Annotated in this window: 23 protein-coding genes and 4 tRNA genes; 14 read left to right on the top strand and 13 right to left on the bottom strand. The window is 70.5% G+C overall.

The window, feature by feature from the left end; translation table 11 throughout:
• Nucleotides 1-36: 36 nt before the first annotated feature.
• The gene (locus ACIREE_RS17900) at nt 37-1038 is read left to right on the top strand and encodes a hypothetical protein (protein WP_404152472.1); all 1002 of its coding nucleotides are present in this window, start codon (nt 37-39) and stop codon (nt 1036-1038) included.
• 100 nt (nt 1039-1138) lie between these two features.
• Nucleotides 1139-1453: a helix-turn-helix transcriptional regulator gene (locus tag ACIREE_RS17895; RefSeq protein ID WP_404152470.1), complete on the top strand. Its 315-nt coding sequence runs from the start codon at nt 1139-1141 to the stop codon at nt 1451-1453.
• A 65-nt stretch (nt 1454-1518) separates the two neighbouring features.
• Here ACIREE_RS17895 and ACIREE_RS17890 read toward each other — a convergent pair.
• The 4 genes from ACIREE_RS17890 to ACIREE_RS17875 form a co-directional block, all read right to left on the bottom strand.
• Nucleotides 1519-1592: transfer RNA gene (locus tag ACIREE_RS17890), tRNA-Phe, on the bottom strand.
• 27 nt (nt 1593-1619) lie between these two features.
• Nucleotides 1620-1694, bottom strand: a tRNA-Asp gene (locus ACIREE_RS17885).
• Between the two features lie 37 nt (nt 1695-1731).
• Nucleotides 1732-1804: transfer RNA gene (locus ACIREE_RS17880), tRNA-Glu, on the bottom strand.
• Between the two features lie 80 nt (nt 1805-1884).
• On the bottom strand, nt 1885-3450 hold the full coding sequence (locus ACIREE_RS17875) for a metallophosphoesterase (RefSeq protein ID WP_404152467.1): 1566 nt from the start codon (nt 3448-3450) through the stop codon (nt 1885-1887).
• Nucleotides 3451-3509: 59 nt separating this feature from the next.
• Between ACIREE_RS17875 and ACIREE_RS17870 the strand changes: the two genes are divergently transcribed.
• The gene (locus tag ACIREE_RS17870; RefSeq protein WP_404152464.1) at nt 3510-3860 is read left to right on the top strand and encodes a metallopeptidase family protein; all 351 of its coding nucleotides are present in this window, start codon (nt 3510-3512) and stop codon (nt 3858-3860) included.
• A 123-nt stretch (nt 3861-3983) separates the two neighbouring features.
• Here ACIREE_RS17870 and ACIREE_RS17865 read toward each other — a convergent pair whose 3' ends face one another.
• Nucleotides 3984-4550 (bottom strand): hypothetical protein, encoded by a 567-nt coding sequence (locus ACIREE_RS17865; protein ID WP_404152461.1) that lies wholly within the window; start codon nt 4548-4550, stop codon nt 3984-3986.
• A gap of 218 nt (nt 4551-4768) precedes the next feature.
• On the opposite strand from ACIREE_RS17865, the gene ACIREE_RS17860 reads away from it, so the two are divergent.
• From ACIREE_RS17860 to ACIREE_RS17845, 4 genes are all read left to right on the top strand, one after another.
• A complete protein-coding gene (locus ACIREE_RS17860; RefSeq protein ID WP_404152459.1) occupies nt 4769-7099 on the top strand; it encodes a DEAD/DEAH box helicase in 2331 nt (776 codons plus the stop codon).
• A 209-nt stretch (nt 7100-7308) separates the two neighbouring features.
• Nucleotides 7309-10365 (top strand): FG-GAP-like repeat-containing protein, encoded by a 3057-nt coding sequence (locus ACIREE_RS17855; RefSeq protein ID WP_404152456.1) that lies wholly within the window; start codon nt 7309-7311, stop codon nt 10363-10365.
• Between the two features lie 47 nt (nt 10366-10412).
• Nucleotides 10413-11882, top strand: coding sequence for an amino acid permease (locus ACIREE_RS17850; RefSeq protein ID WP_404152453.1), 1470 nt, complete (start codon nt 10413-10415; stop codon nt 11880-11882).
• A gap of 78 nt (nt 11883-11960) precedes the next feature.
• A tRNA-Lys gene (locus tag ACIREE_RS17845) sits at nt 11961-12033 on the top strand.
• A 66-nt stretch (nt 12034-12099) separates the two neighbouring features.
• Here ACIREE_RS17845 and ACIREE_RS17840 read toward each other — a convergent pair.
• Together ACIREE_RS17840 and ACIREE_RS17835 are read right to left on the bottom strand one after the other, a co-directional pair.
• A complete protein-coding gene (locus ACIREE_RS17840; RefSeq protein ID WP_404152451.1) occupies nt 12100-12351 on the bottom strand; it encodes a chaplin in 252 nt (83 codons plus the stop codon).
• 101 nt (nt 12352-12452) lie between these two features.
• A complete protein-coding gene (locus tag ACIREE_RS17835; RefSeq protein WP_404152448.1) occupies nt 12453-13649 on the bottom strand; it encodes an FAD-dependent monooxygenase in 1197 nt (398 codons plus the stop codon).
• Nucleotides 13650-13812: 163 nt separating this feature from the next.
• Between ACIREE_RS17835 and ACIREE_RS17830 the strand changes: the two genes are divergently transcribed.
• Together ACIREE_RS17830 and ACIREE_RS17825 are read left to right on the top strand one after the other, a co-directional pair.
• Nucleotides 13813-14163, top strand: coding sequence for a hypothetical protein (locus tag ACIREE_RS17830; protein WP_404152446.1), 351 nt, complete (start codon nt 13813-13815; stop codon nt 14161-14163).
• Nucleotides 14164-14299: 136 nt separating this feature from the next.
• Nucleotides 14300-14602 carry a chaplin gene (locus tag ACIREE_RS17825; protein ID WP_404152443.1) on the top strand — a complete coding sequence of 101 codons (303 nt, stop codon included), beginning with the start codon at nt 14300-14302 and terminating at the stop codon, nt 14600-14602.
• Between the two features lie 73 nt (nt 14603-14675).
• Here ACIREE_RS17825 and ACIREE_RS17820 read toward each other — a convergent pair whose 3' ends face one another.
• The 6 genes from ACIREE_RS17820 to ACIREE_RS17795 all read right to left on the bottom strand — a co-directional run bounded on the left by ACIREE_RS17820 (nt 14676) and on the right by ACIREE_RS17795 (nt 18206).
• Entirely contained in the window at nt 14676-15545 is an 870-nt protein-coding gene (locus ACIREE_RS17820; protein ID WP_404152441.1) for a tyrosinase family protein, read from the bottom strand.
• 6 nt (nt 15546-15551) lie between these two features.
• Nucleotides 15552-15986: a tyrosinase family oxidase copper chaperone gene (locus ACIREE_RS17815; RefSeq protein ID WP_404152438.1), complete on the bottom strand. Its 435-nt coding sequence runs from the start codon at nt 15984-15986 to the stop codon at nt 15552-15554.
• 12 nt (nt 15987-15998) lie between these two features.
• On the bottom strand, nt 15999-16571 hold the full coding sequence (locus ACIREE_RS17810) for a vitamin K epoxide reductase family protein (RefSeq protein ID WP_404153290.1): 573 nt from the start codon (nt 16569-16571) through the stop codon (nt 15999-16001).
• Between the two features lie 141 nt (nt 16572-16712).
• Nucleotides 16713-17213, bottom strand: a complete 501-nt coding sequence (locus ACIREE_RS17805; RefSeq protein ID WP_404152436.1) for a DUF5949 family protein — start codon at nt 17211-17213, stop codon at nt 16713-16715.
• Nucleotides 17214-17364: 151 nt separating this feature from the next.
• On the bottom strand, nt 17365-17658 hold the full coding sequence (locus tag ACIREE_RS17800) for a hypothetical protein (protein WP_404152434.1): 294 nt from the start codon (nt 17656-17658) through the stop codon (nt 17365-17367).
• A gap of 308 nt (nt 17659-17966) precedes the next feature.
• Entirely contained in the window at nt 17967-18206 is a 240-nt protein-coding gene (locus tag ACIREE_RS17795; protein ID WP_404152431.1) for a chaplin, read from the bottom strand.
• 331 nt (nt 18207-18537) lie between these two features.
• On the opposite strand from ACIREE_RS17795, the gene ACIREE_RS17790 reads away from it, so the two are divergent.
• From ACIREE_RS17790 to murJ, 5 genes are read left to right on the top strand one after another with little or no spacing between them, the layout of a single operon-like run.
• Nucleotides 18538-19635: a DUF3344 domain-containing protein gene (locus ACIREE_RS17790; RefSeq protein WP_404152428.1), complete on the top strand. Its 1098-nt coding sequence runs from the start codon at nt 18538-18540 to the stop codon at nt 19633-19635.
• A gap of 44 nt (nt 19636-19679) precedes the next feature.
• Nucleotides 19680-20828 (top strand): glycosyltransferase family 4 protein, encoded by a 1149-nt coding sequence (locus tag ACIREE_RS17785; protein ID WP_404152425.1) that lies wholly within the window; start codon nt 19680-19682, stop codon nt 20826-20828.
• Entirely contained in the window at nt 20825-22297 is a 1473-nt protein-coding gene (locus ACIREE_RS17780) for a sugar transferase (RefSeq protein WP_404152423.1), read from the top strand. The genes ACIREE_RS17785 and ACIREE_RS17780 overlap by 4 nt, the downstream gene beginning before the upstream one ends.
• 4 nt (nt 22298-22301) lie before the next feature.
• Nucleotides 22302-23660: an O-antigen ligase family protein gene (locus tag ACIREE_RS17775; RefSeq protein ID WP_404152420.1), complete on the top strand. Its 1359-nt coding sequence runs from the start codon at nt 22302-22304 to the stop codon at nt 23658-23660.
• Nucleotides 23657-25339: a murein biosynthesis integral membrane protein MurJ gene (gene murJ / locus ACIREE_RS17770; protein WP_404152417.1), complete on the top strand. Its 1683-nt coding sequence runs from the start codon at nt 23657-23659 to the stop codon at nt 25337-25339. The genes ACIREE_RS17775 and murJ overlap by 4 nt, the downstream gene beginning before the upstream one ends.
• Nucleotide 25340: the final 1 nt, after the last annotated feature.

The raw sequence follows: 25340 nt of genomic DNA, 5'->3' as shown, positions 1-25340 counted from the left end.
CACGCTACCCGGACGACGACCGCGAGGATCCCCGCCATGGCTCTCCCAGCCCGACTCCTGGCTGCCACCTGTCTGGTGAGCGCCGCCGTACTGACCCTCAGCGGCTGCGGAGGCGAGGAGACCGCAGGCGACAGCGCGGGAAAGGAGCCGGCCATCGGCAGCATCAAGAAATTGAGCAGCACCGAAGGCCTGGAGTTCCCCATCGCCGCGTACGAGGTCACTTCCGATCAGCAATATCAGGCGAAAAGGGCCCAGAATCGTCTGGTAGAGCAGTGCATGAAGCGCTTCGGCTTCGAGTACGCCCTCCCCGCCCCGACCCCTCCGAGCGGGGATGACTCGAGCTCACGGATCTTCGGGCTGACCAACGCGGAGGACGCGGCCCGGTCCGGCTATGCGAACCCTGGCCGGGCAACCGACCCGGCGCCCGCCAAGAGACAGTCGCCGACCCCTCTCAGCCGGACCGGCCAGACGGTGCTCAACGGGGTGGACCCCGTCGCCGAGGCTGCGGCGAAGGCCAAGGGCAAGGCGGCTGCCCCCACCGATGAACCCATGACGCAGGCCGAGGCGGAGAAGGCGCCGGGCAGCGGCATCACCATCAACGGCAAGGAAGTGCCCGTCGGCGGCTGCGGTCGCGAGTCGGCTCTGAAGCTGTACTCCCCGAAGCCGGGATCCGTCGACATCCTCTTCGTGTTCAATCTGGGTGGTGAGGCGGAGTCCAGAGCGCTGGAGGACTCCAGGGTGAGGAAGGCCACGAGCAAGTGGTCACAGTGCATGGCCGATTCCGGCTTCACCACCTCCAGCCCCGACAACATCCAGTCGGACCTGGGCCTGAAGCAAGGTCAGCTCTCCAGCCCTCAGGCCATCACCGTCGCCAAAGCGGACGTCGCCTGCAAGACGAAGGTCAACTACATCGGCATCCGCTACGCCGTGCAGAGCGCGTACGAGAAGTCTCTGGTGGAAGAGCACGCCGAGACCCTCGACCTGTTCAAGCAACAGACCCAGGACCGGCTCCGCCTCGCAGCGCAACTCAACGGCTGAACAAAGCAGTTACGATTCAGCCGGATCAGGATTGCGCGGGCTCCGAACAGCCGTGCGGCTATGGAAGCCCGGGGGGGGATTCATGCGTTCTGTTGATCACGTGGACAGGGACTGCTTGCCGGCCGGGGGCGGTGGTACGGCGGCAGCCGCGGACTTACTTCATCGCGCGCTCGCCCTCGATCCCCCTCTCACCGAGACCGAGGAGAAGATCCTCGACCTGCTGCGGGGTGGGCCGACCAACGCGGAGATCGCCACTCACCTGGGTATCACGACCCGTACGGTGAAGTTCCATATGTCGAACCTCCGGGTGAAGCACTGCGGGCTCTCCCGCCTCCAGCTCTGCCTGCTGGCCACGTTGCGCCGACTGGGCCCCGGTGCGGCCGGGACCACCGCGAGACCCACCGATCAGAAGTGAACAACGAGATCTCCGGAACCACGAAAAACACCCCGGACGGTATGTCCGGGGTGTTTTCAGTGCAGTGGCTGGGGCCGGGATCGAACCGGCGACCTATCGCTTTTCAGGCGATCGCTCGTACCAACTGAGCTACCCAGCCACGCAGTTCACCGAGGTGATCTGCAAGCGGTCCTGACGGGATTTGAACCCGCGGCCTCCACCTTGACAGGGTGGCGAGCACTCCAAACTGCTCCACAGGACCAAGCTGTGCGTGCAACAGTGTCGCACACGGTCTTACGTGCCCCCAACGGGATTCGAACCCGTGCTACCGCCTTGAAAGGGCGGCGTCCTAGGCCGCTAGACGATGAGGGCTATCGGCCCGCCTGGGCGCTTCGCAGCGCGTCGGGGACGTGAGAAGCATATGGGATGCGGGGAGCTATCGCCAAAACGGTTTACCGGGCCCCCGCGGAGGCGGAACCGGAGGGGGAGGCGGAGGCGGGTGGCGAGGGGATCGCACCCGGTTGGTTCTCCTTGGGCAGATGGCGGCTGACCTCGGCCTTCGTCAGACCCAGACCGCCCAGCCTGATCTCGTCCCAGGCCTGCAGACGCTTGGTGGCGCTGTCCAGGTAGAGGACGGAGGCCTCGACCGGATCGGGGTACTTGCCGTCGACCGCGCGCAGGCCGCTGCCGCCGGTCGAACCCTCGACGCGGAGCCGGGTGCCGAGGGGCAGCACCTGCATCTGCTCGCGGTGGATGTGTCCGGCCAGGACCAGCGGTACCGCACCGTCCGTCTCCCGGGCCGCCACCGGTTCGTGGGCCAGCGCGATGTCGACCGGGGTGCCGGCCGCCCGCTGGTCGCGCAGGGCCGAGGCGAGCCGGATGCCCGCCATGCGTTCCGCCGGGTCGCCCTGCGCCTGGATGGAGCGGTCCGGGGTGTACTGCGGGTCCCCGGTGCCGGCGATGCGCAGGCCCGCGACCGTGACCGCCCTGCCGTCGTCGAGTACGCGGACGTTCTTGAAGCGCTTGCGGGAGGACAGGTACTTCTGCGTCGTCTTGGAGTCGTGGTTGCCGCGGATCCACACGTAGGGCGCGCCGAGGTCCCTGATCGGGTCGAGGAAGGCGTTCTCGGCGGCCGAGCCGTGGTCCATGGTGTCGCCGGTGTCGATGACGGCCGAGATCCGGTACTGCTCGACGAGCGACCCGATGATCTTCCAGGACGCCGGGTTGAGGTGGATGTCGGAGACGTGCAGGACGCGGATCGTGGAGGGGTCGGGGCGGTACGTGGGCAGCGTGGACGTCACGTCGTAGAGCTTGGTGACGTTGGTGACCAAGCGGGCCAACTCCTCCTGGTAGACGTTGAATTCGGTGACGATCGAGCGGGCGTTGCCGACCACCGAAGGGGCCGAGGAGAGCAGCCCGGAGAACTTCGGCTCCAGGACCGACTTCGGGTTCCAGGTCGCGTACGCGGTCCCGCCGGACGCCGCGAGGAGCGCGAGGGCCAGACCGCCGGCCGCCAGGGCGCGGCGCGGGCGCCGGTAGACGGCGAGGCCGAGGGCCGTCGCGCCGGAGACCACCGCCACACAGGAGCGGACGGCCAGGTCGAGGGTGCCGTGCTCGACGTCGCGGATCACCTCGTCCTGGAGCCCCGAGATGCGCTCCGGGTGGTCGACGAGGGCCCGGGAGCGGATCGGGTCCAGCTGGTCGACGTCGACGTCGAGGCGGATGGGGGCCGTGTGGGACTTCAGCTCCAGGGCGCCGAGCGGGGACACATTGATCTTCGTGCCGCCGGAGAGGGACGGGCGCAGCGTCATCCGGGTGTCCATCGGGCCCACGGGGGCGCGGACGCTGCCGACGACGAGGAGGCCGAGCCAGGCGCCCAGCAGGACGACCGCGACCAGGCCGAGGGCGCGCGTCCAGGGGTGGGGCGCGGGGGCCTTCAGCAGGGCCTGCGGGGCGGTGCGCGGGCCCCGTGGCCGGTGAAGGACTCGGCGTATGGCTACAGCGGGCGAGCGGGCCATTGCTGGCGTATGCCCAAGTGGACGGGTGGATATGCGGGGTCGTGCCGGACAATGGCGGTGTGCTGGAGATGACGCGCGAGGCATTCGAGGAACTGGTGGCGGAGGCGCTCGACCGGATTCCGCCCGAGTTGACGCGGCTCATGGACAACGTCGCGGTGTTCGTGGAGGACGAACCGCCCGCAGGCGATCCCGAGCTGCTCGGGCTCTACGAAGGGACGCCGCTCACCGACCGCGGTGAGTGGTACGCGGGGGTCCTGCCGGACCGGATCACCATCTACCGGGGTCCGACGCTGCGGATGTGCGGGTCCAGGGAGGACGTCGTCGCGGAGACGGAGATCACGGTGGTGCACGAGATCGCCCACCATTTCGGGATCGACGACGCGCGGCTGCACGCTCTCGGGTACGGCTGAGAGCAGGTGTCCGAGGGGGCTGAGCCGGCTGAGCGGCCCCGGCGTCGTTTGTGCGGGCTTTGTGCGGTGGCCACGCGGTGCGTGTCCTTGTGCCGGGCGCGGGAGTTGGGAACGTTGACCCCGTCACGTGCCCGGAGGTGCGCCCGTGCGCCAACTGTCCGTATCGCTTTGTGCCCTTCGACTGAGCCGCATGGCCGCGACCACGGTGGCCGTCGCCGCGGCCGCCGGGTGCATGAGCGTGGCCGACGACGGGCGGCCCCCCGCGCCCTCGCACTCCGCGGCGCACCGCGGCGGGGGCACCGTGCTCGACGGGGGCGCGCTGGTCTCCGGCAGCGGCAGCGGCAGTGGCGTCCGGGCGCGGGGCAAGGACGGGTCGTCGGCGGGCCCGGACGCCGCCGCTTCGGCCTCGGGGTCCGCCTCGCCCGCGGCCTCCGCGTCGCACGGCGCGGCCCCGTCGAAGGCGGCCCCGCCCGCGCGGGACACCACGCCGCCGGTGAAGCCGAGTCCGCCGCGGGTCACTCCGTCGTCCCCGGCCCCGCCGAAGGAGACGCCGACACCGACGCCCACGCCGTCCGCGACGACCGCGGAGCCGTCGTCCTCCGCGCACGAGCACGGGACCTCCCCCCAGCTGATGCGCGAGCCGGCGCCGCGGGCCGGGAGCCCCGCGTAGGGGTGTGAGACGCGTCTCACGAGCGGGTATATCCAGGAAGCGGTTTGCCTTGGGGGGTGGGGGGTGCGTATGGTGGTAGATCGTTTGATCCCATTTGCCCGGCGCCGTACAAGAGCGCCGCGTGGCGCGTACTCTCCCTTGCCGTGGCTGGACCGCATTGAGGCGGTCGATTTGCGAATTTGCGAATACACGGAGTTGACGGGCGCGTGCCGAAACTCCGGAAGGTTTCGCATTTCGCATGTCCATTTCTGCTGAAAACACCATCGTGAACGTCGTCGAGAACGACGAGAAGAACGACATCGCCGAGGCCGTCGAGGCGCTCGAGAGCATCAACAGCGCCGACAGCATCGACGCCGATGTCGAGAACAACACCGCTGACACAGCTGACACCGCTGACACCGCCGACGAGGCCACCGAGCCCGCCGAGCCCACCCTCACCTTCGCGGACCTCGGCCTGCCCGAGCCCGTCGTGCGCAAGCTCGCGCAGAACGGTGTGTCGACCCCCTTCCCGATCCAGGCCGCGACCATTCCGGACGCCCTGGCCGGCAAGGACATCCTCGGCCGTGGCCGCACCGGCTCCGGCAAGACCCTCTCGTTCGGTCTGCCGATGCTCTCCCGCCTGGCCGGCGGCCGCTCCGAGAAGCACAAGCCGCGCGCCATCATCCTCACGCCGACCCGTGAGCTCGCGATGCAGGTCGCGGACGCCCTGCAGCCCTACGGCGACCAGGTCGGCCTGAAGATGAAGGTCGTCTGCGGCGGTACGTCGATGAGCAACCAGATCTACGCCCTGGAGCGCGGCGTCGACATCCTCGTCGCCACCCCGGGCCGACTGCGCGACCTCATCAACCGTGGCGCCTGCAACCTCGGCAACATCGAGGTCGCCGTCCTCGACGAGGCCGACCAGATGTCCGACCTGGGCTTCCTGCCCGAGGTCACCGAGCTGCTCGACCAGGTCCCGGCCGGCGGCCAGCGGATGCTGTTCTCCGCCACGATGGAGAACGAGATCAAGACCCTCGTCTCCCGCTACCTGAACAACCCGGTCAGCCACGAGGTCGACAGCGCCCAGGGCAACGTCACGACGATGTCGCACCACATCCTCATCGTGAAGCCCAAGGACAAGGCGCCGGTCACCGCGGCCATCGCCTCCCGCAAGGGCCGCACGATCATCTTCGTCCGTACCCAGCTGGGTGCCGACCGCATCGCCGAGCAGCTGCGCGAGTCCGGCGTGAAGGCCGACGCGCTGCACGGCGGCATGACGCAGGGCGCGCGTACCCGCACCCTCGCCGACTTCAAGGATGGCTACGTCAACGCGCTCGTCGCGACCGACGTCGCCGCCCGAGGCATCCACGTCGACGGCATCGACCTGGTCCTGAACGTGGACCCGGCCGGCGACCACAAGGACTACCTGCACCGCGCGGGCCGCACGGCGCGAGCCGGCCGCACGGGTACGGTCGTCTCCCTCTCCCTGCCGCACCAGCGCCGCCAGATCTTCCGGCTGATGGAGGACGCGGGCGTCGACGCCGGGCGTCACATCATCCAGGGCGGTGCCGCCTTCGACCCCGAGGTCGCGGAGATCACCGGTGCCCGGTCCATGACCGAGGTGCAGGCCGAGTCCGCGGGCAGCGCGGCGCAGCAGGCCGAGCGTGAAGTCACGCAGCTGACCAAGCAGTTGGAGCGTGCGGGCCGCCGCGCGGCCGAGCTGCGCGAGGAGGCCGACCGCCTCACCGCCCGTGCCGCCCGTGAGCGCGGCGAGGACGAGGAGGGCGTGGCCGCGGCCGTCGCCGCCGCCGCGGAGGCCGCCGCCGAGCAGGTCGCCGAGGCCGTCGCCGCCGAGGTGCCGCAGCAGTCCCAGAACTCGTCGGGGTACGAGCAGTCGCGTCAGCGCCGTGACGACCGGGGCAACTTCGAGCGTCGTGACCGTCGTGACAACGACCGTGGCGGCAACCGTGGTGGCTTCGAGCGTCGCGACAACGGCGGTGACCGCGGTGGCTTCCGCCGGGACAACGACCGTGGTGGCCGTTCCTTCGAGCGTCGTGACGACAACCGCGGTGGCGGCTTCAACCGTGACGACCGTGGTGGCAGCCGCTCCGGTGGCTTCAACCGTGACGACCGTGGTGGCAACCGCTCCGGTGGCTTCAACCGTGACGACCGTGGTGGCAGCCGCTCGGGTGGCTTCAACCGCGATGACCGTGGTGGCAGCCGTGACAACCGTGGCGGCGGCTTCGAGCGTCGTGACGACAACCGCGGTGGCGGCTTCAACCGTGATGACCGTGGTGGCAACCGCTCGGGTGGTTTCAACCGCGACGACCGTGGTGGCAGCCGTGACAACCGTGGCGGCGGCTTCAACCGTGACGACCGTGGCGGCTTCCGCCGTGACGACCGCCCGTCCGGCGGTCACCGGGGCAGCGACCGCCCGTTCAACCGTGACCGTCAGGGCGACCGCCCGTCGGCCGGTGGCGGCCACCGTCCCCACAGCCGTCGTGACGACTACCGTGGCGCCGGCTCGGGCTCCGGCTCGTCGTCCTTCGGACGCCGTGACGAGAAGCCGCGCTGGAAGCGCAACGGCTGACACCGGTCTCCAGGCATCGAAGCGGGCCCATCCCCTTGCGGGGGTGGGCCCGCTTCGCTGTCACCCGCATCCCGGCCCCGCCCCGCCCCGCTGTTAGGCTCCGGGAGCCCTGTGTAGAGGGCATGAAGTTTCTGTGAGGGGCCCCACACCCTCCGATGCGTCCTGCGCGCGCCGCCGATCTGCCGCGCGCCGTTTCGGGGAGGGGACCCATGGGGGTCAAACACAGACGTTCCACCGTCGTCGCGGCGGGGGCCGTGCTCGCGCTGGCCGGCACACTGCTGCCCGCGGTTGTCCCGGCGAGCGCCGCGGACCAGCCGGCCGAGAGCGTGATCGCCGCGTCGAACCGGTTCCTGCCGCGCTCCGAGGCGCTGTCCACCGCGGGGGACTCGGGCTACCTGCATACGCAGGAGGGCACGAGCGGCCTCCGGTGGACCGACGCGGCCACCGGGGAGAGCCGGCCGCAGACGAAGGTCCTGAGCTTCCTCAACACCGGTCTCGGCACCACGGGCAACGGGACGGCCGGCGGCACGGTCACGGTGACGGACCTCGGGACGACCGCCGCCACCACGTTCACCCTCCCGGCCGGGCAGCGCTGGGCGCAGGCGTACAACGAGTCCGTCCTGGTCAGCGTCGAGGTGAGCGGCGACCGCGCTCTCGGCGCCCTGCACCTGCTCTCCGCCGACGGCACCGACCGGGCCGCGGGCGAGCTGCCCGCCGGGCTCAAGCTGCGGCGAATGATGGTTCAGGACCGCGACGGCGCCGTGTTCCAGTTCGCCGACGCGGAAGGACAGCTGCACCTGATCGCGCTGGACTACGCCACCGGCGCCGTCAGCGAGGTCTTCGCCGGTCTCGACCGCGCCGAACTGCCCACCTCCTTCGCCCTGTCGAAGGACAAGGTGCTCGGCTACCGGCCTTCCTCGGGCACCGCGTTCACCACCGGGCGCGGCCGCACGGACGCGCCCGTCACCCGCACCTCGGTGCCGGGCCCGAGCAACTCCACCACGACGCCCAACGCGCAGATGGCGCTCGCGGGCGACCGCATCCTCGTCGTCCACCGCGAGGCGATGCCCGCCTACTCGGCCGGCCAGAAGCTCTACTCCGTGGCGATCGGCGGCGGCACCACGGAGCTGCTCGCGCACGCCGATTACCGGCTGGCCACCGCCCCCGACGGCAGCGTCCTCGCGGTGGGCGGCGCCGACGCCGGTGACTGGGCGGTGCGCCGCTTCACGCCGGACGGCGGCCGGTCCGTGGTCCGCGCGGTGCCGCCGATGGCCGCGGCAGTCGACGGTCTGTCGATCGCGTCCGGCCGGGTCTCCACGGTGGCCCTCGGCGACGGATCCGACCTGCGGGGCCTGTACACGTACGACCTGGACGCGGCGGGCCGCCCCGGCGAGAAGACCCTTCGGTACCGGCTCGCCGACACGTACAAGAAGTGCACGACGGGCTCGTCGTGCGTGGAACTGTTCGGCACCGGCACCGGCCTCACCGGATACTCGTCGGGCAGCTCCGTGCACCTCCCGATCAGCAAGAACAGCCTGTACATACTCGGCTCCGGCGGCGTCTCCGACGTCCGGGTCCTCGACACGTCCGGCCGCTACGTGCTGTTCGAGTCGGCGTCCGCCGGAAAGCTCTACGTCGGCGACACCGAGGAGCACAGCGCGGACGACGTCATCCACACCCGCTCCCGCAGCGCCGCCGCGCTGTGGGGCACGAAGCTGTGGAAGCCCGCGACGACGACGGGCAGCGTCAACGCGTACGACCTGAAGACCAAGAAGACGTCCGCGGACGTGAAGCTCGGCTCGGGGTGCGTGCCCCAGGAACTGCAGACCCTGGGGCGCTGGCTCTACTGGAACTGCGGCCCGACCGGCAAGGCCGGCGTGTGGGACTCCACCGCCGGCAAGAACATCACCGTGCCCTCCGGCGGCGAGGCGCTGCTCGGCGACGGCTTCCTCGTGCGGCACGAGCGCGACGGCGCGGGCAAGCTCGTGCTCACGGACTTCCACGGCGGCGCGGGCACCTCCGTGACCACCGGCGACCTCGCCGAACTGCCCGCGGGGAACAAGCCGACGCAGCGCCACGTCACCTGGGACGTCGACCGGTACACGGGCACCGTCGTGTACGCGGACACCGCGCAGCGCATCCACATCAGACCGACCGGGGTGCCGCGCACCCGCGTCACGAACATCGACTCGACCGTCGACGACTACATCAACCTGGGCTGGATCAACGACGCCGAGCAGAACGTCTGGCACGGCTCCTTCCAGCTCAACCGCCCCGCCACCGCCTGGAAGCTGACCTTCAAGGACATCGCGGGCCGCGCCGTGCGCACCGTGACCACGGGCGACGTCCAGGGCGCGCGCCTGAGCCTGACCTGGGACGGGAAGCGGACCGACGGCAGCGTGGTGGACGGCGGCCGGTACACCTGGTCCCTGGACGCGGACGCCGGCGACGGCTTCCGCACGGTGAAGTCGGGCACCACGGACGTCGAGGGCGCGAAGACCACGCACCGCGACTACAACGGCAACGGCTTCGGGGAGCTCCTCGGCTTCAGCTCCAAGGGCACCCTGCACGCGGACGAGTTCCACGGTTCGGACGGCATGTGGTCCTCCAGCAGCTCCGGCTGGCCGACCGGCAACCGCTTCTTCCCGTTCGGCGACCTGACCGGCGACCGCTGCAACGACGTCCTGGTGCGCACCTCGTCCGGCACGCTCTACCGCTACGACGGGGACTGCTCCGGCGCGGTCGAGAAGACCAGCCCGCACGTGTCGCTCGGCACGGGCTGGTCCGCGTACAACTACCTGACCTGGGCCGGTGACCTGAACCGTGACGGCCGCCCCGACCTGATCGCCCGCAAGGCGTCCACCGGGGACATGTACGTCTTCGCCGGCACCTCCGCGGGGAAGCTGGCCGCGGGGAAGAAGATCCGCTCGGCCTGGAACACGTACACCCAGATCCTGGGAGCGGGCGACCTCACCGGCGACGGCATCGGCGACCTCGTCGTGCGCCGCAAGGACGGTGCGCTGTTCCGCTACGACGGGGCGGGGGACGGCACGTTCAAGGACCGCAAGGCGGTCTTCACGAACTGGGGGAACTCGTACCGCAAGGTCGTCGGCATCGGCGACCTGAACTACGACGGGAAGAACGACCTGCTGGCGTTCGACACGTCCGGCCGCATGTGGCGGTACCTGGGGAACGGCAAGGGGTCCTTCGCGGCCCGCACGCAGGTCTGGGAGGGCTACACGAACTACGCGGGCGGCCTCTCGTAGCTTGATCGAAAGCATGTCGAGCCCCCGGCGAGGGAATCGCTGGGGGCATGACAAATGAAGCGGAAGGCGCCGCTCGCTCGGACGAGGAGCGGCTCGCCGAACTCGGCTACACCCAGGTCCTCGCCCGCCGCATGTCGGCGTTCTCCAACTACGCCGTCTCCTTCACGATCATCTCGGTCCTCTCCGGCTGCCTGACGATGTACCTGTTCGGCATGAACACCGGCGGCCCGGTCCTCATCACCTGGGGCTGGGTCGCGGTGGGGCTCATGACCCTCTTCGTGGGCCTTGCCATGGCCGAGATCTGTTCGGCGTACCCGACGTCGGCGGGCCTGTACTTCTGGGCGCACCGCCTCGCGCCGGAGCGGTCGGCGGCGGCCTGGGCCTGGTTCACCGGCTGGTTCAACGTGCTCGGGCAGGTCGCCGTGACCGCCGGCATCGACTTCGGCGCGGCGTCCTTCCTCGGCGCGTACCTGAACCTCCAGTTCGACTTCGAGGTGACGCCCGGCCGCACGATCCTCCTCTTCGCCGGGATCCTGATCCTGCACGGCCTCCTCAACACCTTCGGCGTGCGCATCGTCGCCGTCCTCAACAGCGTCAGCGTGTGGTGGCACGTGCTCGGCGTCGCCGTCATCGTCGGCGCCCTGGCCTTCGTCCCCGACCACCACCAGTCGGCGTCCTTCGTCTTCACCGAGTTCGTGAACAACACGGGCTGGGGCAGCGGCGCGTACGTCGTCCTCATCGGCCTGCTCATGGCGCAGTACACCTTCACCGGCTACGACGCCTCGGCCCATATGACCGAGGAGACGCACGACGCCTCGACGGCGGGCCCCAAGGGCATCGTCCGCTCGATCTGGACGTCGTGGATCGCGGGCTTCGTCCTCCTCCTGGGCTTCACGTTCGCGATCCAGTCGTACGACGGCGCGCTCGACTCGGCGACGGGCGCGCCCCCGGCGCAGATCCTTCTGGACGCCCTGGGCGCGACCGCGGGCAAGCTGCTCCTGCTGGTCGTCATCGGCGCCCAGCTCTTCTGCGGCATGGCGTCCGTCACCGCCAACAGCCGCATGATCTACGCCTTTTCGCGCGACGGCGCCCTGCCGTTCTCCCGCGTGTGGCACACGGTCAGCCCGCGGACGCGGACACCCGTCGCGGCGGTCTGGCTGGCGGCCGCGGCCGCGCTGGTGCTCGGCCTGCCGTACCTGATCAACGTCACGGCGTACACGGCGGTGACCTCGATCGCGGTGATCGGCCTCTACATCGCGTACGTCATCCCGACGTTGCTGCGGCTGCGCAAGGGTGATTCCTTCGAGCGGGGCCCGTGGCACCTGGGCCGCTGGTCGAAGGCGGTGGGCGTGGTGGCGGTGGGCTGGGTGGCCGTGATCACGGTCCTCTTCATGCTGCCGCAGGTCTCCCCCGTCACCTGGGAAACCTTCAACTACGCCCCCGTCGCGGTGCTCGTCGTCCTCGGCTTCGCGGGGGTGTGGTGGCTGGCGTCGGCCCGCCGCTGGTTCCTGCGCTGACCCGGGATGCCGATACCCGATCGGCGTTCGCGCGTCGTCGGGCTATGCTCAGGGGTGCGTCGGCCGAGGTCGGCGTGTGGACCCTTAGCTCAATTGGCAGAGCAGTGGACTTTTAATCCATTGGTTGTGGGTTCGAGTCCCACAGGGTCTACCGAGCAAGAAGCGCCCCCACCTGCGGAGTCCGCGGGTGGGGGCGCTTCGTGTACCGACTACGCAATCAGTCGTTGGCGCACTGGTTGCCGAACGCCGGGTTGAGCAGACCGATCACGTCGATCGAGTTGCCGCAGACGTTGACCGGCACGTGGACCGGAACCTGGACGTTGTTCCCGGACAGCACGCCCGGGCTGTTCTGGGCGTTGCCGACGGCGGTGGCTCCGTCGGGGCCGTCGTCCGCCGAGGCCAGGCCGGCGGAGCCCACGATGACGGTGCCCGCAAGAACCGCGGCGGCTGCGAATGCGCGAATACGCATCGAATCTCCCTGAGAGATGGGGGAAGGGGATGACTCGACTATCACACCGCTGCGCAGGGCCTGGCTCGGCGAATTGGGCCATTGGAGGGCATGTTCTGCCGTCAGTTGTTCTGGAGGACGCGCGCGATACGAGGCCCGAGCCAGCGCTTCAGCGAGCGCAGCGACTGGTTCCGGCCGATCGCCCGGTCGACCCGGTAGTACAGCTGGGGCGGGATGTAGGGGAGCAGCGGCGAGTGGCGCTGGCCGAGCAGCGCGAACATCTGGTGGGGCTCCAGATCGACGTAGCGTGGCAGGTTCTCGTACCAGCCGGCACTGTGCCGCGCCGCGCTCTGCAGCGGGAGCAGCGCGCGCTTGCGTACGCGTTCGTACTCGTCGAGGGCTGTCCCCAGCGTGGCCGGGCTCCGCAGGGACGCGGCCAGGGCCATGGCGTCCTGCATCGCCAGGGTGGTGCCGGCGCCGATGGAGTAGTGCGTGGTGTGGGCGGCGTCGCCGATCAGGACCAGGTTGCCGTGGGACCAGACGCGGTTGGTGACGGTGGGGAATGTCTGCCACTGCGCGGGTCCGGCGACATCGGTCCGGCCGATCAGCGGGTGGCCCTCCAGCGGCTCGGCCAGCAGGCCCTCCAGCAGCCGCAGGGCGTCCGACCGCTCCATGGTGTCGAGGCCGAGCCCCGACCAGGTGCCCGGCGCGCACTCGACGATGCAGGTGCTGTGTTCGCCGTCGAAGCCGTAGGCGTAGCACCAGAGCCAGCCGTGGCCGGTCTCCACGAAGGCGAAGGTGAAGGACCGGAAGACCTTCGTGGTGCCGAGCCAGACGAACCGGTTGCGCCCCGCTGTCACCTGCGTACCGAAGTGCTCGGCGTGCTGGTCGCGCAGCACGCTGCGGGCCCCGTCGCCCGCCACGATCAGGTCGGCGTCCAGCACCGGGTCCTGAGCCGAGACCGCACGGCCGAAATGCGTGCGCACGCCCAGCGAGGCCGCGCGGTCGGCCAGGATCCGCAGCAACCGGTGGCGGCCGATGGCGAAGCCCTCGTCACCGTGGTGGACCGTGACCCGGTCGCGGACGTGGGCCACGCCGTCGCTCCAGCGCACCGAATGGTCCCTGATGCTCTGTGCGGACGGCTCGTCGTGGGCCATGAGGGTGTCGAGCATGTCGGGCCAGTAGGTGACGCCCCATCCGTACGTCGAGCCCGCGGCGTTCTTCTCGTAGACGCTGATGTCGTGAGAGCGGTCCCGCAATTTCAAGAGGATGGCCAGGTACAGGGTCGCGGGCCCTCCGCCCACGCAGAGCACCTTCATAGGGTTCCTCTCCCTTACGGCCCGTTCGGGTATTACTCGGAGAACGACGCGACGTTCCGGTGGTTCTTCAATGAGAGGCGTGCCAAGGATGTTCTCCACGCGATGCGGGGCCGCCCTGTTCGGTGCCGTGGTTGTTCTCGCCTGTTTTCCTTCCGTGCGGGCGATGGCCGATACGCGGGACCCGTCCGCGCTGTTGACCGTGCAGGAATGCCGGGCACAGGGCGGCACGCCCGAGTTCCGTATGTACGGAGGCGGTGACGCCTATCGGTGCGTCAAGGCGGCCCATGGCGCGGGACCCACCTCCGGCGGACCGGATCCGGGTTTCGCCTATGTGCGGCGCCCGCATTTCGCCCTGGACTATCTCGCGCCCGCCGAGTGCCAGGCGGGTGGCGGTGTCATGCGCTGGGAGGACGGCGCGGACGCGGGCGGCGGGACGCAGGTGTGCCAGGGCGGCGTCTACGACGGGAGGACGGTGGCTCCTGCTTTTCAGGAGCGGGCCGGCGGGCGGGGCTGAACCCGGAGGGGGCCGGATTACTAACGTTTTCAGGATGTATCCCCGTATCAGCCGTTACTGCCGGTGGGGCCGTGCCGTTGAACAGGCCGACGGCTGCGACCACGCGGCCGCACCTGCCAAGCAAAAGGAGAACGTGATGTCTCGCATCGCGAAGGCCGCCGCTGTCGCTGTCGGCACGGGTGCCGTGGTGCTCAGCGGAGCCGGTCTGGCCATGGCCGACGCGGGTGCCCAGGGCGCAGCCACCAACTCGCCGGGCGTCCTGTCGGGCAACCTGCTCCAGGTCCCCGTGCACATCCCGGTCAACGCCTGCGGCAACACCGTGGACGTCATCGGCCTGCTCAACCCGGCGTTCGGCAACCAGTGCGCCGGTGACGTGGACGGCGACCACGACCACGACCACGACGACAACGGCAACGGCGACGGCGGCTACGGCAGCTGACCCCCCGGGGCGCGAGCCCTCATGACGGCCCTCGGCACGGCGGTGCCGGGGGCTTTCGCGCGTGCGGGCGCGCTCACTCGTACCGGTAGAGGGACGTGTGATCGAGCATGTCGGCGATCGGGGTGTCCCACGGCGGCATGGTGTCGCCCGCGGCGAGGACGCGGTGGTGCCCCTCCTGCCCGCGTCCGGGCTGCTCGGCGGGGAGGTAGGGGGCCGCCTCGGGATGGCGTTGCCGCCACCGCGACCAGCACAGGTCGACGAAGGCGTGATGGAGCCAGAAGACGGGGTCGTTCACCGATCCGGCGCCCAGCATGTGCCCGCTGACCCAGCGGTGGACGCGGTTGTGGTTGTACCAGGTGCGATCGCCCCGGCGGCTGGGCCAGCCCTCGAGCTTGTTGCGGAACCCGGCGGGGGCCAGCGAGTTCCAGGGGTCCTCGTCGTAGGCGGACTCGTCCATCGCCGCGGCGAGTTCGGTCTTGCTCGGCAGCGCGATCGGGTCCTTCGGCCGGCCGAAGTCCCGCATGAGGAAGTCGCCGTCCGTCACGGCCTCCGTGATGATCCAGTCGCCGTGCGCCCGCGCGAACGGGCCGGTGGTCACCCGGTGGTCGGAGCGGCGCCCGTTTCCCCCCAGGAAGTCCTCGCCCCACAGAGAGGCGGCCGGAGTACGGGCCACGGTCCAGTCCCAGTACGGGACGGTGACCCCGGGATCGGTCTGTTGCAGAGCCTTCTCGAACTCCAGCAGGAACTTGCGGTGCCAGGGGAAGAACGACGGGGCCATGTGCGCCACGCGTAGGCCGCCGTCGCCGTCGCCCGTATAGAACTCGATGTGCGTCCGCACGAAATCGTCATAGCGGCCGGTGCGCTTGAGGGCGAGCACGGCAGTGACGAAGCGCCTCTTCTGCGCCTTGCTGAGCGTGCTCTGGTTCTGGCGGGTGTGGACCACCGGTCGTCACACCTTTCGGTCTCGGGTGGTCCCCGGCCGGTGCTCGGGGGACCGCGGTGCCTGGGCCCGCAGCTCCTGGCTGCCGAGCTCCGCCACGGCCCCCCGCGCCGCGGCCAGCGGGCCGGCGTACGACTCGTAGTGGTCGACCATGCTCAGGTACGAACCGTCGGCCCGGCGCATCAGGTGCAGCGGCCGCCCGTCGACGGTGACCTGCCATGAACCGGCCTCTCCTGTCTCCGGGTCGGGCAGTCGGACGCCGGAGATGCGCCGACCGAGGTACGTCTCGTCGAACGCCTCGGGTTCAGGCCCCGGTCCGGGCTCCGGCGCGTCGGCCGGGCGGATCTGCAGGACGGCCGTGGTGGTGGAGGCGGCGCCCAGCAGGATCAGGGCCGCGCTGCGACGGGTGAGGGCCGGTCCGCCGCGGAACACATCGGGGTGCACGTACGTCTTCTCTCAGCTCGTCCAGAAGTCCCACCAGCGGGTCAGGACCAGCATTCCCACAGCTCCGACGTGCAGTGCGGGCAGCACCCAGGGGAACTCGGTGAGGAACGAGCGGACCCCGGCAGGAGCCGGAAGGAACCCGCTGCGGGCGTTGAATGCGGTCAGGCACCAGAACATGACGATGGTCGCCGCCCAGGCCAGACAGCACCACAGGCACAGCGAGTTGATCCGGTACAGGGACTGGAACTGGAGCCAGGTCACGAACCCGACCCCGAACAGGCAGCCCGCGTCGAGGGTCAGCCAGTACCAGCGGGGAAACCGTGCGCCGGCCAGCAGACTCGCCCCGACGCAGAGCACGATCCCGTAGGCGACGAGCCCCAGCATGGGGTTGGGGAACCCGAAGACGGCGGCCTGCGCGCTCTTCATGATGTTGCCGCACGAGACCACCGGATTCAGGCTGCACCCGGGGTGGAAGTTCGGGTCTTCCAGCAACTTGAACTTGTCGAGGGTGATGACCCAGGACGCGAGCACGCCGGCGGCCCCGGTGATGACCAGGACGAGCGCGAGGGCCGGATTCCGGTCCACGTGCGGCGGTGCGCTGTCCTCGCCGCCGACAGGGCGGTCGGCGGGGTCGGCGCGGTCGGCCTGCGGTGGAACAGGTGTGAGAACCCGCTGATGATCCGTAGTACTCACTCGGCCTCCCTGGTAGGTAGGTGTGCGGGGCGGTCAGCTGCGGATCTTCCTGACGGGCAGAAGGCAGTGCGCAGCGGCCGTCAGGGTCTCCTCGTCACCCACGAAGCTCTGCAGGTCTTCCTCGGTGACAGGGCGGCCGGGGGTCGCGGTGGGCCAGGGACGCGTGGTGAAAAGGAAATAGGCGTTGCCCCGTGCCTCCGCGGCCGCGAGCCATTCGGGCGGCACCGGGCACTGCGCGTTCACCGGATGCATGGAAACGACGGCCTGGCCCGCCTCGACGAGCAGGGAAACCGGGAAACTCGGGTTCCGTACGCCGTCGTGGACGGCACCGACGGCGAGACCGTGATTGCGCAGAAGGGCCCGAATGGCCGCTTCTCCGGCCTCGGGGCCCGCGGGGGAATCCCCGAGGGAGTAGGCGAGAAGGAAAGGCATGTCGCCTTTCTCGCCCGGGTGGTCCCCACTCCAGGCGATGACGGCCAGAGTGCCCAGCTCGGCGGCCTTGAACGGGGTTTCAACGCTCGACGTAGAAGTCACCGAAGAAGCCTAGCGATTCATGGTCCGGGCTCGGCCGCGATGTCACTCGATCGGCCGAACCGGGGCCACTCGTTCGAGAAAGCAGTAAGACAAGTCAGACAAGGAAGCAGTCGGACAGGAATGCGGTCGGACGAGAATGCGGGGTGCGGGACTACTTGCCGAGCGGAAGTCCGCCGAGCATGCCGAGGGGAGCCGCGGCACCGCCGGGGTGGAGACCCTTCGCTGCCCCCGCGACCGTGCCGAGCAGACCCTTTTCGTGCTTCGGGTCGAGCAGGTTGGTGTCGATCGGCGAGGCGAGCGGCTGGTTGGTGACCTGGGTCAGGGCGTCGTTGACCCCGCCGTTCAGGCTCATGGGAGGGAGGTCCGATGAGGCAAAGGCGGGGGCGGCGGCACCGGCGATCGCCATGGAACCGGCCACCACAGCGGCGATCTTCAAAGCCTTCATCATATTTCCTTTCTTCGATGACTTTCCGTCACCGGCGCGGACATTCGCCATTCGTGGTGCTCAACGAGCGTCCTGGCCGACGGAAACCCCGGCGCGCCGCACGAATTTTGGGGTGGACATGAGGAGAACCCGTCGGTGGGTGCCGGGTGGCACGTTCCGACGGGTTCTCCGCGCCTGCTTCGCCACGGGCGCGTGCATCACCGTGAGACATCGCGTCATGTGCCGCAACCGAACGGCCCCGGTGCCGGAACAGGAAACAGCCGCCCCCCTGGAAGAGGGGCGGCTGCGGAAGAGCCGGACTGAGCTGGTCAGTCGTTGGCGCAGGTGTTGCCGAAGGCCGGGTTCAGCAGGCCGATGACGTCGACGGTGTTGCCGCAGACGTTGACCGGGATGTGGATCGGAACCTGGACGGCGTTGCCCGAGATGACGCCGGGCGAGCCGGTGGCCGCACCCTGCGCGCCGCTGTCGGCGGCAGCGATGCCGGCGCTGCCGGCCATGGCGGCGGCGGCCACAGCGGAGAAGACGACTGCCTTGGCGGTACGCGACATGAACATGCTCCTTGGGGGTCGATCCGTTCGGCCGGAACAGGTGCCCGGCTTGTGGTGCAACGGAGCGGCCTTCCTCCGGGTTGCGGCTCCGAACGGGTGAATAGCCGTTAGGGCATTGAAGTGCGTTACGGAGAGTCGCCGCGATGAGGGCGATAATTTCACAAGTCCGTCACACATCGTGTATCAAGTGAAACCCGCTTTCCGGTCGCTACTGTTGGCTGCTCCCGGTTCGGGGCGATATGCACCCAGGGAGTCGGCAGATAAGTGTGACTTTCTTATTTGTTGCTCTGCGCTGCAGAGAAACTGCTCATTCCTGAAAGGGAAGTCGGCCGTGCGAAATGTCAAAGGCTGTTTCCTGCGTCGCGTGACAGTGGGCCTGTTGTCCCTGGCGGCCGTGTCCCTGACCTGTCAGGCGACCGCGACCCCGGCGGCGCCGGTCGCCGAGAAACCCCGTATCCCGTTCGCCACGCGGTACGACTCCGTGCTCCACGGCGGGTTCGTCCGCGCGGCCAACGCGTCGATCACGTGCAGGGGCGCCGCCTCGACCAAGAAGGTGGGGTGCTCCGCGGCGCGTTCGGGCGCGACGGCGAGCAACGGCGATTTCGACATGTTCTACACGGACGTCGACCGCGATCCCAACACCTACAACTCGACCCGCGCCGAGGTCCGCCTGCCCGCCGGAGCGCGTCTCGCCTACGCCCGTCTGTACTGGGGCGGGAACCTCCGCGTCGGCGAGCAGAAGCCGCCGCGCGACAACGGCCGCGTCCTCGTGGCGGAGCCGGGCGGCGCGTACAAGCAGGTGCTGGCCGACAGCGCGGTCGGGCACCGGGTGGCAGGCGGCGCGGACGCGTTCCAGGCCTCGGCGGACGTCACCGACCTGGTGCGGGCCGGCGGCTCGGGCCTGTACACCGTGGCGCAGGTGAACGTCGCGATGGGGCGTACGGCCGCCGGTGCCTGGGGCGGCTGGACGCTCGTCGCCGCCTACGAGAAGAAGTCCGAGCCGTTGCGGCACCTGTTCCTTCAGGACGGGTTCGACATGTTCGGCAAGCAGCATGCGAGCCAGGCCTCCCACATCAAAACGGCGCCCGCCGTGGGCGCGAAGGGCTACGTGGGGCTGGTCGCCTACAACGGTGACCGCGGCCGCACCGGTGACTCCCTGACGGCCTGGACCGGCCGGAACAAGCCGGTGGCGCTCTCCGACCGGGCCAACCCCACCCGGGACGTCCTCAACTCGACCATCAGCGAACCCGGCACGCGGCCGTCGAAGCGCGTGCCCGCTCATGGCAACACCCTGGGTTACGACTCCGACGTGTTCCCGCTGGGCCGGGCCGTCGGCCGGGGAGACACGGCGCTGGATCTGCGGCTGGTCTCCCCCGGGAACGCGGCCTGGATCGGCGTGCTCTTCGGCGCCGTCGACATCCGCTCCTAGCCGATCCCCCCTTTCTCCAGCCAAGCAGCTCCAAGGAAAAGGCGATGCATGTGACGTCTGCACCCGTGCCGCCGCATGTCCTTCATGTGACGCAACCGGTCGACGGCGGAGTCGCGCGCGTGGTGGCCGACCTCGTGCGCAGGCAACTCGCCGCCGGGATGAGGGTCTCGGTGGCCTGTCCCGCCTCCGGCGCCCTGCCCCGTCTCCTGGCCTCCTCGGGATGTGACGTCCTGGAGTGGCAGGCGTCGCGATCCCCCGGAAAGGGCCTGATCCAGGAAGGACTGCGGCTGGCCGACGTGGTGGCCAGGACCAGGCCGGATCTCATCCACGCCCACAGCGCCAAGGCGGGCCTGATCACCCGGCTCGTCGTCCGGGGCCGCGTCCCCACCGTCTTCCAGCCGCACGCCTGGTCCTTCGAGGCCGTCCGCGGGGTCAACGCGCGGATGGCCCTGAGCTGGGAACGCCTCGGCGCGCGCTGGGCCTCCCGGCTCGTCTGCGTCAGCCGGGCCGAGCAGAGCACCGGCAGCAGCCAGGGGATCGACGCGGAGTGGCGGCTCGTCCCCAACGGCGTGGACCTGGAGCGCTTCCGTCCGGCGGAGCCCCGCGGCACGGCACGCGGCGGATCCGGCGACGGCCCGCTTGCCGTGTGCGTGGGCCGCCTGTGCCGGCAGAAGGGTCAGGACATCCTCGTAGAGGCGTGGAAGGACGTGCTCCGCGAACTGCCCCGGGCGCGCCTGGTGCTGGTGGGCGACGGGCCGGAGACGGCTCGGCTGCGGGCCGCCGCACCGCGCTCGGTCTCCTTCGTCGGGGCGGTCGATGATCCGATTCCCTGGTACCGGGCGGCGGACCTGGTCGTCATGCCCTCGCGGTGGGAGGGCATAGCGCTCGCTCCGCTGGAGGCCATGGCCTGCGGGAGCCCGGTCCTCGTCACCGACGTGGACGGGGCCCGCGAGAGTCTGCCGCCTCGCCTGGCGCCATCGTGTGTGGTCCCGCCGGAGGACGCCGCGGCTCTGGCCCGCGCCCTCATCGGCCTGCTGCGCGACACCGAAGCGCTTCGCTCCCTGGGCCGTGACGCCTACCGCCATGTGCACGCCCACCACGACGTACGGCACACTGCCGCGGCGGTCGCGGCGGTGTACGGCGAGCTTCTGGGTCCGGAGACCACCGAACACAGAGAGCCGATCACGACGTGACCCCGGAACGAACCGTCGCCCCCGCGGCCGGCCAGCCGCTCACCGTGGACGAGGCAGGCGCCTCCGCCACGGTCGTCGCCCAGCGGACCGCCGACGGCAACGAACTGACCCTGATCGGTGGCCCCGCCCGGGACCACTCCTCCCGCGCGCTCCTGCTCGCGGCGGACGGCACGGCGGCGCTGCTCGGCACCTTCGCCCTCACTCCGCCGCAGCGGCACCCGCTTCTGGTGGCCGGTTTCGTCGTCCTCGTGCTCGCCCTGCTGCGGTCCGCGGGGCTGTACCGGCGGATCGAGTCGCGCCACATCCTCGATGACTGCCCTGCCGTCGTCGGACGCCTGATGCTCGCGTGGTGCGTGCTGACAGCGGCCTCGGTGACCCTGCCGCTCCTGACGCGGATTCCGCCGGAGGCCCTGCTCACGGGGTGCGCCGCGCACGGCGTGCTCACCGTGGCGGCCCGTGCCCTTGTCTACTGGCGGCGCCGGGCGGCCCTGATCCGCAGGCCCCGCGCGACCCTCCTGGTCGGGCCGGAACCGGTGGCGGCACGGGTCGCCGCGGCCCTCCAGCGCGGCCGCCCGAGCGGGATCCGCCTCGTGGGCATCGTCAGTGGCGAGACGCAGGACCCGCGAGGGGAGGGCGAGGAAGCGCCGCTGCCGGTGCTGACGAGCCTGGACGACGTGCGGCGCGCGGTGATCCAGAACGGGGTGCGGCGCGCGATCCTCCTCGGCGGCGCGGGCGACCCGGAACACCGGCCCTGGCTGCGTAGCCTCGCCGAACTCCGCTGTGAGTTCTGGGAGTTGGACCCAAACCCGGCGTTGTACGTGCCCGATCAGCGGGAGGCGGACGGCTATCTGGCCGGGTTCCGCTACCGCCCGCTGAGCGGCGCCGCACACCGGGTGCACCTCGGCAAACGCGCCCTGGACCTGGCCGTCTCCTCGGTCCTGCTGATGCTGGCCGCTCCGGTGCTCCTGGTGTGCGCGCTCTGGCTGCGGATCGGTGAGGGGCCCGGCGTGGTGTTCCGGCAGGAGCGCGTCGGCAAGGACGGCCGCCCGTTCACGCTGCTGAAGTTCCGCACCCACCGCCCGGCGGACCCGATGGAGTCCGCGACGCGCTGGAGCGTCGCCAACGAGCACCACATGCCGTGGTTCTGCCGGTTCCTGCGCCGGACCTCGCTGGACGAGCTGCTGCAGCTGTGGAACGTCTTCCGCGGCGACATGAGCCTGGTCGGCCCGCGCCCGGAACGCCCGTACTTCGTCATGAAGTTCGGCGAGACCTACCCCGGCTACAGCGAGCGGCACCGCATGCCGACCGGCATCACCGGCCTCGCCCAGATCAACGGGCTGCGCGGCGACACCTCCATCGAGGACCGCTGCCGGTTCGACAACGCCTACATCGACAGCTGGTCGCTGTGGCGGGACGTCTGCATCCTGATCCGCACGGCGACCGAATTCTTCCGCCCCACGGGAAGTTGACGAAGTGACAGCCGTCCCCGCCTACACCGATGTACGCGCCAGTCCCGCGGCCGCATGGTTACGGACCGTGCGCCGCGCGGGGCCCGTGCTCCCCGTCCTGCTCCTGATCAGCCTGCTGGCGCTGCCGCTGGGGGCGGGGGGCCGCGAGGGCAGCGGGCAGACCCCGGCCGACGCGGTCTCCGGACTCGTGGTGCTCTTCTGCGTCGTCCGCGCCGTGCGCGGTGGGCTGCGCCCGCTGACCCGTACGGCCTACGTCGTCCTCGGCCTGCCCGTGATCGCTGTCGCGGTGGCCGCCCTCGGTGCGGGATCGGTGGCCAACTCCCTTGAAGGGCTGGTGCGTTACTACCAGATCTTCGTGCTCGTGCCCGCCGCCGTGCTGCTGCTCGTACGCGACCGCGGCGACTTCCGGCTCGTCGGCTGGGCGCTGGTCGCGCTGGGCCTGTGGCAGGGGTCGATCGGCGTCTACCAGTACCTGAGCGGCACGGGCGCCTCGTACGCGGGGGAGGACATCCGGGCCGTCGGCACGTTCGGCGCCTCGGATGTGATGGGCATGTCCACCGTGGTCGCGTACGGGCTGATCTGCGCCGTGGGTCTCGCGCTCGGCGGCGGCACCCCGCGCGTGCGGCTCACCGCCCTGGCCTGCGCGCTGGGGCTCCTGGTGCCGCTGGCGCTCTCCTTCAGCCGTGGCGCGTGGATCGCGACGGCCGTGGTCTGTGTCCTGCAGATCGTGCTCGCCGGAGTGCGGCGTGCGGCCCGGCTCGTCCTCGTGGGAGCCGCCGCGGCGGTCGTCCTCGTCGGCGGGTTCGGTGTGGGGACGTCGATGCTCCAGCAACGCCTGAGCAGCATCACGCAGGTCGCGGCCACCCCTGACCAGTCCGTGACGGACCGGTACACCATGTGGGCGGCGGCGATCGACATGTGGGAGGAGCACCCCGCGACCGGGGTCGGGCTCAAGAACTTCCCCGCCTACCGCGACAGCCACGCGTCGATCGCGCTGTCCGCCGGCAGTGACGTGGCCGGCGCGGGGGCCGCCTTCCACCGGCAGCCCCTGCTGTCGCCGCACAACATGTACCTGCTGGTCCTCAGCGAGCAGGGCCTGTTGGGGCTGTGCGCCATCGTGGGGAGCTGGGCCGCGCTGCTGGTGTGCGGCGCCCGGCGGCTCGTCACGGCCCACCGCCGGGCCCGCGGCCTGGACTGCGCGCTCATCGCCTGCGGGCTGCTCGGCTGGCAGCTGATCGACTTCGCGTACGCGGACATCGGCGGGCCGTCCACGGTGCTCACCGCGGTGGTGTTCGGGGTGGTCGCCTGGTGGGCGCTGGCGCCGGCCGCCCTCGCCGGGTCCGGGACGGGGGCCGGGCGATGAAACCGACCCTTCCGCTCGACGGAGAAGAGACCGTGCGGTCCTCCGCCATGCCGTCGCAGGCGACAGCCGAGCCGCCCGCGCCACCCGTCGCCGGGAAGCGCCCCGACGTACCTGGCACGTCGGGCACCTTCCTGGCGCGGGCCGCGCTGCTGACGGCCGTGCTCTCCGCCGCCGGGTCGCTGCTCGGCCTGGTCCGGGACCAGACGCTGGCCCATATCTTCGGAGCGGGCAGCGCGACGGACGCCTTCCTGGTGGCGTGGACCGTGCCCGAGGTGGCGACGACCCTGCTGATCGAGGACGGGCTCGCGTTCATGCTCGTCCCCGCGTTCAGCGCCGCGATCGCCGCGCGGGCCACCTCGCTGCCGACGGAGCAGGACCCCGTACGGGCCCTGGTGGCGGGCTCGCTGCCCCGGCTCGCCCTGGCCTTCCTGGCCTCCGCCGTGCTCCTGATGATCGGGGCACCGCAACTCGTCGAGCTGCTCGCGCCGGGGCTGCCCGATCCCCAACTGGCCGTGGACTGTACGAGGTTGACCGCGACCTGTCTCTTCACCTTCGGGCTCACCGGGTACTGCAGCGCCGCCCTGCGGGCCCACAGCAGTTACCTCGCCCCGGCCGCCATCTACGTCGCGTACAACACAGGCATCATCATCACGCTGCTCGTGCTGGCCGACCGCTGGGGTGTCCGTGCCGCCGCCGCGGGCGTGGCGGTGGGCGGCTGTCTGATGGTGCTCGTCCAGGCGCCGGTGCTGTGCCGACGGCTGCGGAGTGCGGCCCGTGGGGCGGCAGGCCGGGCCGTGGACACGAAGGCGTCGAAGAAACAGGCCATGGATCTGGCGCTGATCGCGACCGTCCTGCTCTTCGCGCTGTGCCGCCAGTCGCAGGTCTTCATCGAGCGCTTCCTCGCATCCTCCCTGCCGTCCGGCGCCATCTCGCACCTCAACTACGCGCAGAAAGTCGCGCAGTTGCCGATGGTGCTCTCCCTGATGCTGTGCACCGTCACCTTCCCCGTCGTGGCCAACGCCCTGGCCCGGGGCGACATCGAACGGGCCAGGGACCGGGTGGAGCGCGACATCGCGCTGGCCGCCTGCATCGTCCTGTCCGGCGCGGCCGTGGTGTTCGCCTGCGCGCCCGAGATCATCCAACTCCTGTTCCAGCGCGGCGCGTTCACCGGAAGAGACACCGCCGCCACGGCGTCCATCATGCGCGTCTACTCGCTCGGCCTGCTCGGACACTGCCTCGTCGGCGCGCTGGTCCGCTCCTACTTCTCCGCCGGGCGGCCCACCTGGTACCCGGTGGCCGCGATGGCCGCGGGCATGACGCTCACGGCCGGAGCGGGCACCTTCGCGGTCGCCTACTGGGGCGTCGGGGGCATCGCCGCCGCCAACGCGCTGGGCATCACCTTCACGGCGGTACTGCTGCTCACCGCGATGGACAGCCGCAGCGTTCCCGTACGGCTTCCCGTGGTGCTGCTCGAACTCGGCAAGACCCTGCTCGCGGCCGTCGCCGCCACCGGCGCCGGGCTGCTGTGCACGTCCCGGATCGAGCAGCCGCTCGCGGCTCTCGCCGTCGCCTGCCTGGCCATCGGGGCCGTCTTCGCCTTCCTGCTGTGGGCCCTCAACGTCCAGGCCTTCCTGCCTGCCGTCCGCATCGCGACCAGAAAGCTTCGGAATGTCCGTTGAA

Origin of the sequence: Streptomyces sp. NPDC102467, from assembly GCF_044765445.1 — a bacterium.
GTDB lineage: Bacteria > Actinomycetota > Actinomycetes > Streptomycetales > Streptomycetaceae > Streptomyces.
Note: the sequence above shows the minus strand (reverse complement) of the source record. Positions and strands in the feature narration are given on the sequence as shown.

Coding starts and splice junctions, on each gene's coding strand:
- ACIREE_RS17860 (WP_404152459.1), top strand. CDS start 4,769: ATGTCCATTTCTGCTGAAAACACCATCGTGAACGTCGTCGAGAACGAC.
- ACIREE_RS17825 (WP_404152443.1), top strand. CDS start 14,300: ATGTCTCGCATCGCGAAGGCCGCCGCTGTCGCTGTCGGCACGGGTGCC.
- ACIREE_RS17800 (WP_404152434.1), bottom strand. CDS start 17,658: ATGAAGGCTTTGAAGATCGCCGCTGTGGTGGCCGGTTCCATGGCGATC.
- ACIREE_RS17785 (WP_404152425.1), top strand. CDS start 19,680: ATGCATGTGACGTCTGCACCCGTGCCGCCGCATGTCCTTCATGTGACG.
- ACIREE_RS17855 (WP_404152456.1), top strand. CDS start 7,309: ATGGGGGTCAAACACAGACGTTCCACCGTCGTCGCGGCGGGGGCCGTG.
- ACIREE_RS17835 (WP_404152448.1), bottom strand. CDS start 13,649: ATGAAGGTGCTCTGCGTGGGCGGAGGGCCCGCGACCCTGTACCTGGCC.
- ACIREE_RS17840 (WP_404152451.1), bottom strand. CDS start 12,351: ATGCGTATTCGCGCATTCGCAGCCGCCGCGGTTCTTGCGGGCACCGTC.
- murJ (WP_404152417.1), top strand. CDS start 23,657: ATGAAACCGACCCTTCCGCTCGACGGAGAAGAGACCGTGCGGTCCTCC.
- ACIREE_RS17830 (WP_404152446.1), top strand. CDS start 13,813: ATGGCCGATACGCGGGACCCGTCCGCGCTGTTGACCGTGCAGGAATGC.
- ACIREE_RS17850 (WP_404152453.1), top strand. CDS start 10,413: ATGACAAATGAAGCGGAAGGCGCCGCTCGCTCGGACGAGGAGCGGCTC.
- ACIREE_RS17875 (WP_404152467.1), bottom strand. CDS start 3,450: ATGGCCCGCTCGCCCGCTGTAGCCATACGCCGAGTCCTTCACCGGCCA.
- ACIREE_RS17900 (WP_404152472.1), top strand. CDS start 37: ATGGCTCTCCCAGCCCGACTCCTGGCTGCCACCTGTCTGGTGAGCGCC.
- ACIREE_RS17795 (WP_404152431.1), bottom strand. CDS start 18,206: ATGTCGCGTACCGCCAAGGCAGTCGTCTTCTCCGCTGTGGCCGCCGCC.